The sequence below is a fragment of the Halomonas shantousis genome, assembly GCF_054654615.1.
This window is the reverse complement of the sequence record NZ_BAAIER010000002.1, coordinates 2700351-2716045: the sequence shown is the minus strand read 5'-3', so window position 1 is coordinate 2716045 and position 15695 is coordinate 2700351. Positions and strand designations below refer to the sequence as shown.

General features: G+C 65.0%; 16 protein-coding genes. 10 read left to right on the top strand and 6 right to left on the bottom strand.

The features are described 5' to 3' along the window. Nucleotides 1–45: 45 nt before the first annotated feature. The 6 genes from ACYQ12_RS13045 to ACYQ12_RS13020 all read left to right on the top strand — a co-directional run bounded on the left by ACYQ12_RS13045 (nt 46) and on the right by ACYQ12_RS13020 (nt 5496). On the top strand, nt 46–1008 hold the full coding sequence (locus ACYQ12_RS13045; protein WP_459872455.1) for an alpha/beta hydrolase: 963 nt from the start codon (nt 46–48) through the stop codon (nt 1006–1008). A gap of 91 nt (nt 1009–1099) precedes the next feature. Beyond that, nucleotides 1100–2149, top strand: coding sequence for a M4 family metallopeptidase (locus ACYQ12_RS13040; protein ID WP_459872452.1), 1050 nt, complete (start codon nt 1100–1102; stop codon nt 2147–2149). Then, nucleotides 2146–2472 carry a protealysin inhibitor emfourin gene (locus ACYQ12_RS13035; protein WP_459872449.1) on the top strand — a complete coding sequence of 109 codons (327 nt, stop codon included), beginning with the start codon at nt 2146–2148 and terminating at the stop codon, nt 2470–2472. The genes ACYQ12_RS13040 and ACYQ12_RS13035 overlap by 4 nt, the downstream gene beginning before the upstream one ends. Nucleotides 2473–2608: 136 nt before the next feature. Continuing rightward, nucleotides 2609–4318, top strand: coding sequence for a 2-isopropylmalate synthase (gene leuA / locus ACYQ12_RS13030; RefSeq protein ID WP_459872447.1), 1710 nt, complete (start codon nt 2609–2611; stop codon nt 4316–4318). Nucleotides 4319–4379: 61 nt separating this feature from the next. Further along, entirely contained in the window at nt 4380–4811 is a 432-nt protein-coding gene (locus ACYQ12_RS13025) for a DUF3465 domain-containing protein (RefSeq protein ID WP_459872444.1), read from the top strand. Nucleotides 4812–4905: 94 nt separating this feature from the next. Next, nucleotides 4906–5496, top strand: a complete 591-nt coding sequence (locus tag ACYQ12_RS13020; RefSeq protein ID WP_459872441.1) for a DUF4202 domain-containing protein — start codon at nt 4906–4908, stop codon at nt 5494–5496. A 168-nt stretch (nt 5497–5664) separates the two neighbouring features. Here the strand turns inward: ACYQ12_RS13020 and epmB are convergent, their stop codons facing one another. Further along, complete coding sequence (epmB, locus tag ACYQ12_RS13015; protein ID WP_459872439.1) at nt 5665–6681, bottom strand: EF-P beta-lysylation protein EpmB; 1017 nt, start codon at nt 6679–6681, stop codon at nt 5665–5667. A 97-nt stretch (nt 6682–6778) separates the two neighbouring features. Between epmB and efp the strand changes: the two genes are divergently transcribed. Both efp and epmA read left to right on the top strand, forming a co-directional pair. Further along, nucleotides 6779–7345, top strand: coding sequence for an elongation factor P (gene efp, locus ACYQ12_RS13010; RefSeq protein WP_459872437.1), 567 nt, complete (start codon nt 6779–6781; stop codon nt 7343–7345). Between the two features lie 130 nt (nt 7346–7475). Beyond that, nucleotides 7476–8450 (top strand): EF-P lysine aminoacylase EpmA, encoded by a 975-nt coding sequence (gene epmA / locus ACYQ12_RS13005; RefSeq protein ID WP_459872434.1) that lies wholly within the window; start codon nt 7476–7478, stop codon nt 8448–8450. Between the two features lie 51 nt (nt 8451–8501). On the opposite strand, the gene asd is transcribed toward epmA, so the two are convergent. Both asd and ACYQ12_RS12995 read right to left on the bottom strand, forming a co-directional pair. Further along, nucleotides 8502–9347, bottom strand: coding sequence for an archaetidylserine decarboxylase (asd, locus tag ACYQ12_RS13000; protein ID WP_459872432.1), 846 nt, complete (start codon nt 9345–9347; stop codon nt 8502–8504). 81 nt (nt 9348–9428) lie between these two features. After that, nucleotides 9429–10259 carry a sulfurtransferase gene (locus ACYQ12_RS12995; RefSeq protein ID WP_459872429.1) on the bottom strand — a complete coding sequence of 277 codons (831 nt, stop codon included), beginning with the start codon at nt 10257–10259 and terminating at the stop codon, nt 9429–9431. Nucleotides 10260–10464: 205 nt separating this feature from the next. On the opposite strand from ACYQ12_RS12995, the gene ACYQ12_RS12990 reads away from it, so the two are divergent. Continuing rightward, complete coding sequence (locus ACYQ12_RS12990) at nt 10465–11799, top strand: NCS2 family permease (protein ID WP_459872427.1); 1335 nt, start codon at nt 10465–10467, stop codon at nt 11797–11799. A 108-nt stretch (nt 11800–11907) separates the two neighbouring features. Here ACYQ12_RS12990 and ACYQ12_RS12985 read toward each other — a convergent pair whose 3' ends face one another. Beyond that, on the bottom strand, nt 11908–12825 hold the full coding sequence (locus ACYQ12_RS12985; protein ID WP_459872424.1) for a thioesterase family protein: 918 nt from the start codon (nt 12823–12825) through the stop codon (nt 11908–11910). Nucleotides 12826–12855: 30 nt separating this feature from the next. After that, nucleotides 12856–13878, bottom strand: a complete 1023-nt coding sequence (rsgA, locus tag ACYQ12_RS12980) for a small ribosomal subunit biogenesis GTPase RsgA (protein ID WP_459872422.1) — start codon at nt 13876–13878, stop codon at nt 12856–12858. 86 nt (nt 13879–13964) lie between these two features. Between rsgA and orn the strand changes: the two genes are divergently transcribed. Then, nucleotides 13965–14528, top strand: a complete 564-nt coding sequence (gene orn / locus ACYQ12_RS12975; protein WP_459872420.1) for an oligoribonuclease — start codon at nt 13965–13967, stop codon at nt 14526–14528. Nucleotides 14529–14562: 34 nt separating this feature from the next. Here orn and queG read toward each other — a convergent pair whose 3' ends face one another. Next, complete coding sequence (gene queG / locus ACYQ12_RS12970) at nt 14563–15669, bottom strand: tRNA epoxyqueuosine(34) reductase QueG (protein WP_459874524.1); 1107 nt, start codon at nt 15667–15669, stop codon at nt 14563–14565. Nucleotides 15670–15695 lie beyond the last annotated feature (26 nt).

Sequence of the window (15695 nt, the reverse complement as noted above, 5' to 3'; positions counted from 1 at the left end):
CCAGGCTCCGTGCGAGCCTGGCGGCGGCGGGGAGGCTGGCAGACGATGGCGCTCTGGCTGATGGCGAGCGCGCTTGCGAATGCCAATGCCGAGCCGGTGCAGGACGAGGCGTTGGCGGTCTCGCTGCCGCTTACCCGGGAGTTCGTTCTCAACTCGACAGAGACCGGTCGCGATTACCTCATTCAGGTGGCGGTGCCCAGTGCGGCACCTCCTCCCGAAGGGTATCCCGTCCTGTACGTCCTCGATGGCAACGCCCGGTTCCCGTTGCTGCGTGAAGCCCGCGAGACCCTGACCCGCGGTGGACCGCGGGGCGATGGCAGCCCCTTGCTGATCGTCGGTATCGGCTATCCCGGTGCCGAGCGCTTCGCCGTCGAGGCGCGGGCCGAAGATTACACGCCGCCTGCAAGCCATCGTGGCAGGGGAGAAGAGGAGGATGAGTCGCCCGGGCGTCTTCACGGCGGTGCGGATCGTTTTCTGGATTTCATCGAACGACGGCTCAAGCCTGAAATCGCCTCGCAGTATCCGATCGACGGCAGGCAGCAGTCCCTGCTGGGGCACTCCTATGGAGGCTTGTTCGCTCTGCATGTCCTCTTCACGCGTCCCGAATGTTTCACCAATTATCTGGCGATCAGTCCCTCCCTGTGGTGGAAGCAGCGTGTGGCGTTCGAGGAGCTCGAGACGTTCCTGGCCAGCACCGGCGCCGAGGCTGCCGGACGTCGCCTGTTGATCGGCGTGGGCGGGCTCGAGCAGACCCCCTTTGCGTCCGAGCGGGGCACGCCGCATGGCGAGCGTCGCCGCGCCAATGCCATGGTCGACAATGCCCGTGAGCTGGCGCAGCGCCTGGTTCGTGAACGACCGGCGCTGGCGACGACATTCGTGGTCTATCCCGGCGAGGATCATGGCAGCGTGATGTGGCCGGCTGCCCGTCAAGCCATCGAATTTCTTGGTCCGGTTCAGAAAAAGAGCATTGGAGAGACGCCGCGATCGAAGGGCCTCGACCCCCATTAACGCCAACTTGAGCCACACTGGCAGTCTTGAGCCACACTGACAGTCACGACGCCCGGGAATGCGCCCGGTCGTCACTGCCAGGAGGCTCTACATGGCTTACCCCCTCCTTTCCCGAACGCCGGGAGTGATTCCCCCCTATGTGCTCGAGCGGATCATCGCGCACGGCACCGATCGTCTGCGCCAGAGCGCCGAGCACACGTTGCGGGCGGACCAGCAGTTTCGTGCGCGGACGTCCTTTAGTGCCGCCCCGAGGCCCGAACCGGGATCACGACCGGGCCAGCCGATGCGCTATATCCATACGGCCGAAAACCGGCAGACGCTTCCCGGACGCCTGGTGCGAAGGGAAGGGCAGCCCGAGACCGGGGACCTGGCCGTGGACGAGGCCTATCACGGCCTGGGCGCGACCTATCGCTTCTTTTGGGAAGTCTTCCAGCGCGACTCCATCGACACGCGAGGCATGCCGCTGCTCGGCAGCGTGCACTTCGGTCAGGATTACGACAATGCGTTCTGGAACGGCGCGCAGATGGTGTTCGGCGATGGCGATGGCGAACTGTTCAACCGCTTCACCATCGCTCTGGACGTGGTGGCGCATGAACTTTCGCATGGCGTGACGGAGCGCGATGCGGGGCTGGTCTATGCCTATCAATCCGGCGCGCTCAACGAGTCGCTATCGGATGTCTTCGGTAGCCTGGTCAAGCAGTACCATCGCGGCCACCGCGTCGATCAGGCCGACTGGCTGATCGGCGCCGGGCTGCTGACGGAGCGGGTGGCAGGCCGGGCGCTGCGCTCCATGGCGGCTCCCGGGACGGCCTACGACGACCCGGTACTGGGGCGCGACCCCCAGCCGGGCGACATGAGCGGCTATGTCGATACCCAGGCCGACAATGGCGGCGTGCATATCAATTCGGGCATTCCCAACCACGCCTTTTATCTGGCGGCCGTGGCGCTGGGCGGATACGCCTGGGAGACGGCTGGGCGCGTCTGGTACGACACCCTGCACGATACTCGCCTCACGCGTGAGATCGACTTCGAGACCTTCGCCAGCCTGACAGTGGACAATGCCGATCGCCGTTTCGGCAGGAGCAGCCGCGAGATGGAAGCGATCTTCGCCGCCTGGCGCGAGGTGGGGGTGCTGGCATGAAACCGTCACCGCCGCCTCTGGGAGCGTCCAGCGTCGTCGCCGTCAGTCGCGAGGGCGGGCTGGCTCACCTGCCGGGGCTGGCCGCGCCCCGGCGTATTCCCTGTGCACAGTGCAGTGACGAGCAGCGCCGACACCTGCACCAACTGCTGACGTGGGCCGCCCAGCATGACGTGAGCGAGGAGCCGGTCTGCGGAGCCGACCGGCGTATCTTTCGCCTGGCCGTGGAGGAGGAAGCCCAGCCTCGATGGACGGCAGTCGTGTCAGAGGAGCAGACGCCGGATGAGTTGATCATGCTATGGAAGCGCGGCGGCATGGACCGGTGACATCGTCCGGTTGTCTGGCGCTCCTGCAGGAGTCCGTTGCTTCCCGGGCAGTCACGCCCGGTCTTCTGCGATATCCTCGGAAGCAAAGGCTCCCGCCTTGCCATCTCGCTTTACCTGTCAATCGAGGAACCACGCCATGATGCTGCAGGACCCAACGGTGAAATATCGCCCCTTCGAAGCTGTCGATCTGCCCGATCGCCGCTGGCCGTCAAAGCGCCTTACGCAACCGCCGCAGTGGTGCAGCGTGGACATGCGCGATGGCAACCAGGCGTTGATCGATCCCATGGATCTCGAGCGCAAGCAGCGTTTCTTCGAAATGCTGGTCAGGATCGGTTTCAAGCAGATCGAGGTCGGCTTCCCGTCGGCCTCGCAGGTCGACTTCGACTACGTGCGCGATCTGATCGAGAACGACCGTATCCCCGACGACGTGACCATCCAGGTGCTGACCCAGGCGCGGCCGCATCTCATCGATCGTACCTTCGAGGCGCTCGAAGGGGCCAGGCGTGCCATCGTGCATGTCTATAATGCCACGGCACCGGTCTTCCGCCGGGTAGTGTTCGACGTCGACAAGCCCGAATGCATCCAGATCGCCACCGATGCCACGGCGCGGATCAAGCAGCGCATGGCCGAGCATCCGCAAACCGCCTGGCAGTTCGAGTACTCGCCGGAGGTGTTCACCTCCACCGAGCTGGATTTCGCGGTGGACATCGTCGAGGCGGTGATGGACGTCTACCAGCCGACGCCCGAGCAGCCGATGATCGTCAACCTGCCGGCGACGGTGGAGGTGGCCACACCCAACCACTATGCCGACCAGATCGAGTGGTTCTGCCGGCACGTCAAGCATCGCGACAGCCTGGTCGTCAGCGTGCACCCGCACAACGACCGGGGCACCGGCGTGGCGGCGGCGGAGATGGCGATGATGGCCGGTGCCGATCGGGTCGAGGGGACATTGTTCGGCAACGGCGAGCGCACCGGCAACGTCGATATCGTGACCCTGGCGATGAACCTCTATACCCAGGGCGTGCATCCGCAGCTCGACTTCTCCAACATCACGCCGATCATGCGCGAGGTGGAGTACTGCAATCAGCTACCGGTTCACCCGCGTCATCCCTATGTCGGCGATCTGGTATTCACGGCGTTCTCCGGCTCGCATCAGGATGCGATAAAGAAGGGCCTGGCGGCGCGGCGCGAGCAGGGCGAGGGCCTTTGGGAAGTGCCCTATCTGCCCATCGATCCGATGGACGTGGGACGCAGCTACGAGGCGGTGATTCGCGTCAACAGCCAGTCCGGCAAGGGCGGCGTCTCCTATCTGCTGGAGCAGGAGTACGGCATCGAGCTGCCGCGTCGACTGTCGATCGAGTTCAGCCAGGTCGTCCAGCAGGTCGCCGACCGCACCGGGCGCGAGATTACCTCGAAGATGATCTATCAGGCCTTCGCCGACGAATATCTGGAGGCAGCCTCGCCCTATGCGCTGGTCAGCCACCGCCTGTCCTCCGAGCCCGACAGCGCACGTATCCGGCTGGATGCGGTCATCGAAGAGCGCGGTGAGCGCAGGGCGGTCTCGGGCGACGCCAACGGGCCGCTGGCGGCCTTCGTCAAGGCGTTGGGAGGGCACGGCCTCGATGTCGAGATCATCGACTATCATGAGCATGCCCGCGGCCAGGGAGCGGATGCCGAAGCCATCGCCTATGTCGAGGTGCGTATCGACGGGCAGCCGATATTCGGCGTGGGACTCGACGAGAGCATCACCAGCGCGTCGATGAAGGCGGTACTCGCTGCGTTGAATCGCCATCAGGCGGCAGGGCAGGTGGCGGCGCCCAATGTCACGGCCGACACGCTGGGATGAGAGAGGCGTGAATGCTCGTGAAAGCGCGTAACGCTCGCGAACGGCCGCCGAGGCGGCCCACGTGAAGCGCTATCTGATCGTCTTCGTCCTGGCGCTGGCAGGTGTCGGCTATGTCGTCGAACGGACCGACATCGCGCCGGCGATGCTGCAGTCTTCGGTGGCCGAAACGTCACTCGAGGAGGCCTTCGAAGATCGGCGCAGCGATGTGCAGGTCCAAGGCCACGGCCGGGTCGTGCAGGTACTGGCGGACGACAACCGGGGCAGTCGCCATCAGCGCTTCATCCTGCGCCTGCCCGGCGGGCAGACGGTACTCGTGGCGCATAATATCGACCTGGCGCCGCGCATTCCCGAACTGCAGGAGGGCGACCACGTCGCCTTTCATGGCGAGTACGAATGGAACGAGCAGGGGGGCGTGGTGCACTGGACGCATCATGATCCCGCGGGACGTCATGTCGACGGCTGGCTGGAGCATGACAACAGACGCTATCGATGAGAGCGACATGGCCTGTCGTTAGCCTCGTGGCCAAGCCGTGCCAGCATAGGCGCAACATCCACACAACCGACCATACCTCACCGGGAACGCCACCATGTCATCCGATCGTTTTGCCATTGCCGTCGAACGCCTGGACGCCGCTCACGCCGAGGATCCGCGCCAGGAAAGAGTGGCTGGCGTGGATTATCCCTACGAGCTGCTGTACGCCCGGCGCATGAGCGCCTGGCTGGAGCGCGTGGCTCCCGAGGCCTCGGAAACGCTGCGCCTGGCGGTGCGTGCGCAGCACCTGCGCCGCTGGCAGAGCCCGAGGGAGGATTATCCCCAAGGGCGGCCCGCCTATCTGGCCTGGCGCCGCGAGCTCGGCAGGACCCAGGCGGAGCAGGCGGCCGAGATCCTGCGCGACGTGGGTTACGACGAAGCGACCTGCGAGCGTGTCGCGAGTCTGATCCGCAAGGAAAATCTGCGCCAGGATGCCGATACCCAGGCGCTGGAAGATACCGCCTGCCTGGTCTTTCTGCAGTACTACTTCCCCGAATTCGCTAACGGCCACGACGAGGAGAAGATCGTGCGTATCGTGCAGAAGACCTGGCGCAAGATGTCGCCGCATGGCCATGAACTCGCCGCGACCATTACCCTGCCGGAGCGGGAGCAGGGGTACGTCAGGAAGGCGCTCGGCATTGCCTGAGCCTGGCCAAGACTGCTGCGCGTCGATCGAACGTCGTTGAAGACGGCTTCGGAACTCGCATTTACGCCTTGTAGGCTCGTACGCGAGCCCGGTCCTTTCCTCAGCCGTTTTCCCTGGTGGGATGCCAGCTTGCAGGCCTCGAGCAGGCTCAATCTCCGAGACCGGTCGTCAAAGCGGCGTCTTCGAGCCTTCGCCGGGCACCTCCCGCACCAGACGCGGCAGCAGGAAGCCGGGCAGTTGCAGGCGTAGCGCGTCCATCAGCGCTCGGGCCTCGGCGTCGGGCACATCGAAGTGGGCCGCACCGCTGACCGGGTCCAGCACATGCAGGTAGTACGGCATCACTCCGGCGGCGAACAGCGTCTCGGAGAGCTGGGCGAGCGTGGCGACATCGTCGTTGACGCCACGCAACAGCACGCTCTGGTTGAGCAGCGTCACGCCGGCGCAGCGCAGCCGGGCCAGGGCATCGACCACCGCAGGATCGATCTCCTGAGGATGGTTGATATGCAGCACCATCACCGTCTGCAGCCGGGTGGCCGAGAGCCAGCCGAGCAGGGCGTCGTCGACCCGGTCGGGAATCACTACCGGCAGGCGCGTGTGGATCCGTAACCGCCTGAGATGCGCGATCCCGCCGAGCTGCCCGACCAGCCAGGCCAGACGCTCGTCGCGGTTGGCCAGCGGATCGCCGCCGGAGAGGATCGCCTCGTGGATCGAGGCGTCCTGGCGCAGGTAATCCAGTGTGGTTTCCCATTCGGCCCGGGAGGGTGAATTCTCGGCATAGGGAAAGTGACGGCGGAAACAGTAGCGGCAATTGATGGCGCAGGTCGGGCTGCCGATCAGCAGCACCCGGCCCCGGTACTTGTGGATCAGGCCCGGACGCGGCGTATGTTCGGCCTCCTCGAGCGGGTCGGTGACGAAGCCCGACACGACATCGCGTTCGGCCGTTAGCGGCAGGACCTGACGCAGCAGCGGATCGTGGGGATCATTCGGGCGAATGCGTGCCAGGTAGGCCTCCGGTACGCGCACCTCGAACAATGCGTGCCCCTCCCGGGCGCCTGGCAGCCAGGCGGGATCGAGGCCCAGGCGCCGGCACAGAGCGTGCGGATCGCGTACGGCATGGCTCAACTGAGCCCGCCAGTCGGTGGAGCGGGCAATGGTCTGCACAGGAGAGAAGGTTCGGGTTATCATGCGGCCCACTTGATCACTGTATGCGAAACGCGCAGGCGTTTCGGGAAAATATGACGATCGCGGGCCCGGCCCGCGACGCACTCAATAGCGAGGACTCATGGCGAACTATTCTACCAACGAATTCAAGGGCGGTCTGAAAGTCATGCTCGACGGCGACCCCTGTAACATTCTCGAGAATGAATTCGTCAAGCCGGGCAAGGGGCAAGCCTTCAACCGGGTCAAGCTGCGCAACCTGATCACCGGGCGCGTCTGGGAGCGCACCTTCAAGTCCGGCGAATCCCTGGAGGGCGCCGACGTCATGGATATCGAGATGGAGTATCTCTATAACGACGGCGACATGTGGTACTTCATGAAGACTGACGGCTCCTTCGAGCAGTATGCGGTCGAGAAGCGCGCCCTGGGGGACACCGAAAAGTGGCTCAAGGAGCAGGTGCCTTATACCGTTACCTTGTGGAACGACAACGCCATCGCTGTATCGCCGCCCAACTTCATCGAGCTGGAAGTCGTCGAGACCGATCCGGGCCTCAAGGGCGACACCGCCCAAGGCGGTTCCAAGCCGGCCACGCTCTCCTCCGGTGCCGTGGTCCGCGTGCCGCTGTTCATCAACCAGGGCGAAGTGCTGAAGATCGATACACGCAGCGGCGAGTACGTTTCCCGGGCCTGAGCGGCGCTATTGCGCTTGGTAATGCAGCGTTAAAACAGGCTCGCCAAGCTCATGACACGCCTGGGGGCATGGTTACTGCTATAAGGCCACGCTTTCAAGCGTGGCCTTTTGGTTTCGGTAAGGAGCACACATGACTGACGACTGGCGCCCTTCGGCGGGCATCGAGACGCTACGCGAGCGGGCGCGCCTGTTGGCTGGCATTCGAGCGTTTTTCGCCGAACGCGACGTGCTGGAGGTGGAGACACCGATCCTCGGTCACGGTGGCAGCACCGATGTCCATCTGGATGCGCTTTCGCTGACGGCACTGACGCCGCATGGCCGCGAGCGGTTGTGGCTGCAGACCTCGCCGGAATTTCACATGAAGCGCCTGCTGGCGGCGGGAAGCGGGCCGATCTTTCAGCTGGCGCGCAGCTTCCGCGACGGTGAGGTCGGCCGGCGTCACAACCTCGAATTCACCATGCTGGAGTGGTATCGACCGGGATTCTCGCTGGCCGAGCTGATCGACGAGAGCGAAGCGCTGATCCGCGAGGTGCTGCCGTTCGATCCCGGGCCGCGGCGCCTGCGCCGCTATCGCGAGCTGTTTCGCGAACGGCTCGACATCGATCCCTTCAATGTCCCCCTCGAGGCGCTGCGCCGGCTGGCCGAGGTGCAGGGCGAGCTCGACATGGCCACGGCCGAGCGCGACGAATGTCTCGATCTGCTGATGAGCGTGGCGATCGAGCCGACGCTGGGTTGCGAGGGGCTCGATGTGGTCATCGACTATCCGGCCAGCCAGGCCGCGCTGGCCCGCCGTCATCGCGATCCGGAGGATGGCGAATGGGTCGCCTCGCGTTTCGAGGTCTACCTGCAGGGCCTGGAGCTCGCCAACGGCTACAACGAGCTGACCGATGCCGACGAACAGGCCCGGCGATTCGACGCCGACAACGCCGCGCGCCGACGCCTCGGCAAGTCCGAGGTCGATGTCGATCGGCGCCTGATCGGGGCGCTGCAGGCGGGCATGCCGGCAGGCAGCGGAGTGGCGCTGGGCGTGGACCGGCTGCTGCAGCTGGCGCTGGGCAAGCTGCAGGTCAGCGAGGTGATGGCCTTTGCCTGGCAGGATTGTTAGGCAAGAGCGCTGGTCTCGAGCGAAGCGGGGTAGGCCGGGAGAAAAGGTGAATCAGGCCGGTGTCGGCCAGCCGCCCAGGTGCTGCCCCATGCGCACGATGAAGTTGTCCGTCAGCTCGCCGGAGAAGTCGACCTCATCGGCGAAGCACATTACCACGGTGGAGCCGAGCTTGAAGCGCCCCATCTCGTCGCCCTTGGCGAGCGTGATCGGCGCGTTGTAACGGGTCGTCTGCACCTGTCCCGTCCTGGGCGTGATCTGGCCGGCCCAGACCGTCTCGATGGCGGCGACGATCATCGCCCCCACCAGTACCATGGCCAGCGGCCCGTGCTCGGTGTCGAAAATGCAGACCAGACGTTCGTTACGAGCGAACAGGCCGGGAATGTGGTTGACCGAGGCCTGGTTGACCGAAAAGATTCGGCCCGGCACGTAGGCCATTTCGCGCAGCGTGCCGCTGACCGGCATATGGATGCGGTGATAGTCGCGCGGCGCAAGATAGACAGTGGCGAAGCTACCGTGACGGAAGGGTGCGGTGCGTTCGTCATCCCCGCCCAGCAGGGCGTTCAGGGAATAGGAGTGTCCCTTGGCCTGCACCAGTGTACCGTTATCGATGCGACCGAACTGCGCCAGGGTGCCGTCGGTGGGCGAGACCAGCCCTGTCTCGATGGGGCGTGCCCCCGGCTTCAGCGCTCGGGTGAAGAAGTCGTTGAAGCAGGTATAAGCCGTGGGATCGGGCTCCAGCGCCTGGCTCATGTCCACGTTGTAGGCGCGGATGAAACGCTGGATGAAGGTATCCTTCACCCAAGCGGTGCGGCTCTCGGCAACGTATCCCACCAGACGCGAGATGAGGTGGTGGGGCAGGGGATACTGGATGAGGGAGAACAGCTTGTCGCGATCCACGTTGCAGATTCCTGGCACGGATGAGCCCGCCACGATAACGGGCGGGCCCTGTTGTCGCAAGATCGAGGGCGCAAGACGCGCTCAGGTTTCGACCGGCGTGTCGTCGCGGTTGCCCCACTCCTGCCAGGAGCCGGGATAAGCGCGGATGTTGGTAAAGCCCAGCGCCTTGCCCACCAGCCAGGTGAAGCCGCTGCGGTGATGAGTCTGGCAGTGGGTGACGATCTCCATGTCGGCGTTCAGGCCGCTGGCCTCGAGCTCGGTGGTCAGTTCGGCATAGTCGCGGATGCGTAGCTGACGCTCCGGGTCCATGGCACGGGTCCACTCGATGTTGACCGCGCCGGGAATGTGGCCTAGCCGCGCATTCTGGCCCTTCTCGCCGCGGTACTCCTCTGGGGAGCGGGCATCCCACACCGCCAGATTCTTATCCCCCAGACGCTCGACGATTTCCTCTCGGCGGATCATCGCCTCCGGGTGCAGAGTCTGCGCCTCGTAGTCGCTGCGCGTCGGCATGCTGGGTTCGGTGGCGACGGGTTGGCCGTCGGCGCGCCAGGCATGAATGCCGCCGTTGAGATAGGAGTAGCGGGTATGGCCGATCAGCTCCAGCGTCCACAGCAGGCGGCCGGCCCAGCCACCGCCTTCGTCGTCGTAGGCCACCACATGGGTGTCCCGGGTCAGGCCCAGCGACGAGAACAGCTCGGAAAGCGCGGCCTCGTCGGGCACGTCGTTGGGCACCTTGCCGGTGCCGGCCAACAGGCGCCGGTAGTCGAGCAGGACCGCACCGGGAACGTGCCCGTCGGTGTAGCTCTCGGCCTTGAGCGGGACATCGATGATCAACAGTTGGGGATCGCCCAGATGGGCGGCGAGCTGTTCGGGCTCGACGATCAGCGGTAACGGGTTGGTCTCGGAGCTCATGGGGCCCTCCTGAAAAGCGATGGATGAAGCGGATTGGGCGGCTTGCGGTGATGATGGCATAACCGTCAGGACGGGACGAGCGGTAAGTCCGGTCCGGGTAGACAGATGGGAAGTGGGACATGAGTTGGGCGAGAAGGATGAGGCCGATGGGGACGATTGGGTATACTCCGTGCCGCTCTCTCATCCAACCTCATGGAGAACCGTCGTGTTCGAACGACTCTTCGGCATCCGCGCCCAGGGCAGCACCCCGCGCATCGAGATCCTCGCGGGGATCGCCACCTTTCTGGCCTCGATGTACATCATCGTGGTCAACCCCTCGATCCTGAGTGCTGCAGGCGTACCGTTTTCCAGCGCACTGACCGCCACCGTGCTGGTCAGTTTATTCGGCAGCGTGATGATGGGGTTCTATGCCCGCAACCCGGTGCTGGTCGCGCCCGGCATGGGCGTCAACGCGCTATTCGCCTACACCATGGTGCTGGGCGCCGGCATCGCCTGGGAAACTGCGCTGGGCTGCGTGTTCTGGGCCGGGGTGCTGTTCGCGCTGCTGGCGGTATTCAACGTGCGCCAGAAGGTCATCGACGCGATTCCCGAACAGTTGCGCTATGCGATCGCCAGCGGCATCGGCCTGTTCATCAGCGTGATCGGTCTGGTCAATGCCAAGTTCCTGGTGCCCAACCCGGTGACGGTGGTGGGCATGGCGCCGCTGGATCCGGTGCTGGTGACCTTCCTGATCGGCCTGGCGGTCACGGCAATTCTGGTGGTGCGCAAGATTCCCGGCGCACTGATCCTGGGCATCGCCTTCACCACCCTGGCGTCGATCCCGATCGGACGCTGGTGGGGCGACGGCAGCCGCTATTTTCCCGAGGAGATCGCCTCGTCGACGCTGGTCAATTTCAACGGCGTCTTCGCCATGCCGGACTTCAGCGGCCTGCTGGCGCTGGATATCTGGGGGGCGCTGCATATCGCCTATGCACCGTTCATCTTCGTGCTGTTGTTCACCACCTTCTTCGATGCGCTGTCGACCTTCATGGGCGTCTCCGAGGCGGGCAACCTGAAGGACGCGGATGGCAACCCGCGCAACATCCGTCAGTCGATGATCGTCGATGCCAGCGCCGCGCTGCTTTCCGGCCCGCTGGGCACCAGCCCGGCCAACGCCTACGTGGAGTCCGCCGCAGGCATCAGTCAGGGCGGGCGGACCGGCCTGGTGGCAGTGGTGGCGGGGCTCTTGTTCCTGCCGTTTCTGTTTCTGTCGCCGCTGTTGTCGCTGGTGCCGGGCATCGCCACGGCCCCCGCGCTGATTCTGGTCGGGGTGTTCATGATGGAGCCGATTCGCCAGATTCACTGGCACAGCTTCGATGACGCCATTCCCGCCTTCCTGGCCATGCTCCTGATCCCGCTGACCTATTCGATCACCCATGGCATCGTGTTCGGCTTCCTGGCTTTCGTGCTGATCAAGCTGGGCGTGGGCAAGCGCCACGAGATCAAGCCCACCATGTGGGTGCTGTTCGTGCTGTCGCTGCTATTGCTGTTCGAAGGTTGAGCCGTTGCGGTTCGAGGACTGAAAAGGACGCCAGGCGCGCCTCGCATCAGCGAGGCGCGCTACGACCTGATGAAGTTCGCGACGCCGCTCTTCGGACGCTTCCGGGCGCTAGACGCTCAGGTCAGGTACGATCAAGCCTTCCAGTGCCGCGCGGCGGTCGTCGGGAATGGTGATGGCCTTGCGCGCATCGAGGTCGAAAAGCACCACGACCGCCTCGGACGTCGCCAAGGCCTCGCCGGTGCTGGCATCCAGCAGCCAGTGGCCGAGCTTGTAGGCCTTGGGCCCCACTTCCTTCACTGCGCTGTGCAGGGTGATCACGTCGCCTTCGCGGGGCGCCTGATGATAGACGAAGCGATACTCCAGGGCGGCACCGCCGATGCGCCCGCGGGAGCGGTCATCGCCGCCGGCTTCCACCAGCAGGTTGGGAACGGCTTCGGCAACGATCCCCATGTAGTGGCGGGTGGCCATGAAGCCCTGGCTGTCGCACTGGGCGGGACTGACGGTATTGAGGTAGGTCACGGGCATGCCCCGTTGCCGGGCCTCGTCCCGTGTCGGCCGCTGGCGCGGCGGATAGGGTTCCAGGCCGCGCGGTTGGCCGTGAGCGGGCAGGTCGCAGCGTAACGCCCCGGCGGCATCCAGCGCATGGGCCGGAATCGACCGGGTTTCCCGGGTCCCGATGTCGGCGAGGTGCGCTCGGGTGACGAAGGTGGCGGCCACCTCGCCATTCGAGCGGCTGATCATTTCCAGATAGACGCGGATCTCCTGCGGGCCGGCTTCGAGAACGCCGGCGCGAATGGCCAACGCCGCGCCGGGGTGCTGCTCGCGCAGGAAGCGGATGTGCTGATCATGGGCGACCAGTTTCGCGCCCTGTTGGCGAACGAAGACCGGGCCAAGGCCGATCCTCTCGCCGAATACGGCCAGGGCGGAGGTTGCCTTCTCCACGTAGAACTGCACATTCAGGTGGCCCATCTGGTCGCATTCCCAGGTCTGGACACTGCCACGGTAGACGTCGATCAGCTCAGCCATGCTGTCATTTTCCTGTGGTTGTTATTGAAATCACGCGGGGGGTAACGATGCCAGAATCTGGCGATAGCTGGCGAATCGTTCAGGCGCGATGTCGCCACGCTCGATGGCTTCGAGTAGCGCGCAGCCGGGTTCGTTGTCGTGACGGCAGTCGCGGAAGCGGCAGTGACCGAGAAACTCCCGGAACTCGATGAAGCCCTCGGTGACCTGACGCTCGTCGAGATGAACGAGGCCAAACTCGCGGATCCCCGGCGAATCGATCAGATCGCCTCCGGCGGGAAGGTGATAGAGCCGTGCGGTGGTGGTGGTGTGAGTGCCCTTGCGCGAGTCGACCGACAGGGCGCCGACGCGCAACTCTTCGTCGGGCAGTAGCCGCCCGATGAGCGAGGACTTGCCGACGCCGCTCTGGCCGACGAATACCGATGTGCGGCCGGTAAGCCGCTCGTGCAGGGCGTCGAGTCCGTGCGCGTGCTGGGTCGTGGCACTGACCACGCCGTAGCCCAGGGCAGCGTAGCGGCCGAGCAGGGCTCGCAGCTCGCCACCTTCCGCCGGGAGAAGATCGACCTTGTTGAGCACCAGCACCGGGGTGATGCCGGTCGCTTCGGCGGCGACCAGATACCGATCGATGAGGTTGGCGTGAGGCGCCGGTTCCACGGCGAAGACGATCAGGATCTGATCGATGTTGGCGGCCACCGGCTTGAGCTGACCGCGCGGATCCGGGCGCTCGAGCACGTTGTCGCGTTCGCCCTTGGCCACCACCACGCCGCTGCCGTCGCCGGCCTCGCGCCACACCACCCGATCGCCGGTGACCAGCGCATCGAGGTTGGCGCGCAGATGGCAGCGATGCAGCGAAGCATTTTCCCGGGTGTCGGTGGCTTCGACATCGAGCGTGCGACCGAAGTGGGCGATCACCCGGCCGGGGCGCTCGGGCCCATATTCGCCGGCATCCATCTTCAGGTCATCCTCGGACGACTTCCTTTCGGCCCGGGCGGCACGTTCGGCCTGGATCTTTTCGATACGCCAGCGTTGCTGGCGGGACAACTTGCGTTTGCTCATGCGACCTCGGGAGAGCGTACAATGCCGGGCATTGTAGCGTTCACATTCTTTTCTGTCCGCCCTGCGGCACGTCGTAAGGAGACCTCATGAGCGATATTCAGCCCCGCGAACCGCGCTCCGATCTACTCGTCTGGATCGACCTGGAGATGACCGGGCTCGACCCCAACAAGGAGCGTATCATCGAGGTGGCGACGCTGATCACCGATGCCGACCTCAATCTGATCGCCGAAGGGCCGGTCATTGCCGTTCATCAGCCCGACAGTCAGCTCCAGGCCATGGACGAGTGGAACACCCGCACCCACGGCGATTCGGGACTGATCGAGCGGGTCAGGCACAGCAAGGCCGACACGGCCGAGGCCGAACGCCAGACGCTGGAATTCTTGCGCGCTTACGTGACCCCGGGCAGTTCGCCCTTGTGCGGCAACAGCGTGCACCAGGACCGGCGCTTCCTGGAGCGCGAAATGCCGGCGCTGGAAGCCTTCTTCCATTATCGTCATCTGGACGTGTCGACGCTCAAGGAACTGGCCAAGCGCTGGAATCCCAAGGCGCTGGAGGGCTTCACCAAGCGCAACACGCATCAGGCCTTGGATGACATTCGCGAGTCGCTGGCGGAGCTGGCGCACTACCGCAAGACGTTTCTCAAGACCTGAACACGCTCCCGGTGTCGGACCGTGTCGGACGCCCTCAGCCCCGGGCGATGAGGGCGGGGCGCTTGCGCTGCTGACGTGCCAGCGCCCAGCGGACATGTTCGCGGACCAGGTCGGACGGGTAGGGCAGTCGCGCGCGCAAGGCACTTTCGACGCTCTCGCTCCACGGGGCGTTGCCCAGGCCCACGGCGAGGTTGCGCAGCCAGCGCTGATAGCCGATGCGACGGATGGCGCTGCCGGCGGTACGCTCCAGGAATTCCTCCTCGCTCCAGGTGAACAGCGTGACCAGCGATGCGCGATCGAGATCGTGGCGGGGGGCGAAATCCTCTTCGTGGCTGGCCCGGGTGAAACGGGTGAACGGACACACCAGTTGACAGTCGTCGCAGCCGTAGACCCGGTTGCCCATCGCCTCGCGATACTGCTCGGGAATCGCACCGTGCAGCTCGATGGTGAGATAGGAGATGCAGCGCCGCGAATCGACGATCTTGTCATCGACGATGGCGCCGGTGGGGCAGGCACTGCGGCAGCGCGAGCACTTGCCGCAGTGCTCGCTCTCGAAGGGGGCGTCGACGGGCAGCGGCAGATCGGTATACAGCTCGCCGAGAAAGAACAGCGATCCCGCCTGGGGATTGAGCAGCATCGCATTCTTGCCGAACCAGCCCAGGCCGGCCTTCTGCGCCAGGGCGCGCTCCATCACCGGGGCGGAGTCGACGAAGGCGCGGTAGCCGAAAGCGCCGACCTCGCTCTCGATTCTGCGAGCCAGTTCGGCCAGACGCTTGCGGATCAGCTTGTGATAGTCGCGCCCCAGCGCGTAGCGTGATACATAGGCACGCTCGCCCTGGCCGAGCACGCGGGTGGTTTCCACCTCGGGAGGCAGATAGTCCATGCGCGCGCTGATGACGCGCAGGGTGCCGGGCACCAGCTCCGCCGGGCGGGTGCGTTTGGTGCCGTGCTTGTCCATGAAGCCCATTTCGCCGTGATGACCTGCCGCCAGCCAGCGCTCGAGATAGCGTTCATGCGCCTCGAGATCCGTGTCGGCAATGCCGATCTGTTGGAAGCCCAGCTCGCGGCCCCATTGCTTGATGGTGTCGGCCAGCGTGGCGTAATCGATGCTTTCGGATAGGGAATCGGTACTTTCGGGCATGGAATCGGTATTTTCAGGCATGGAGT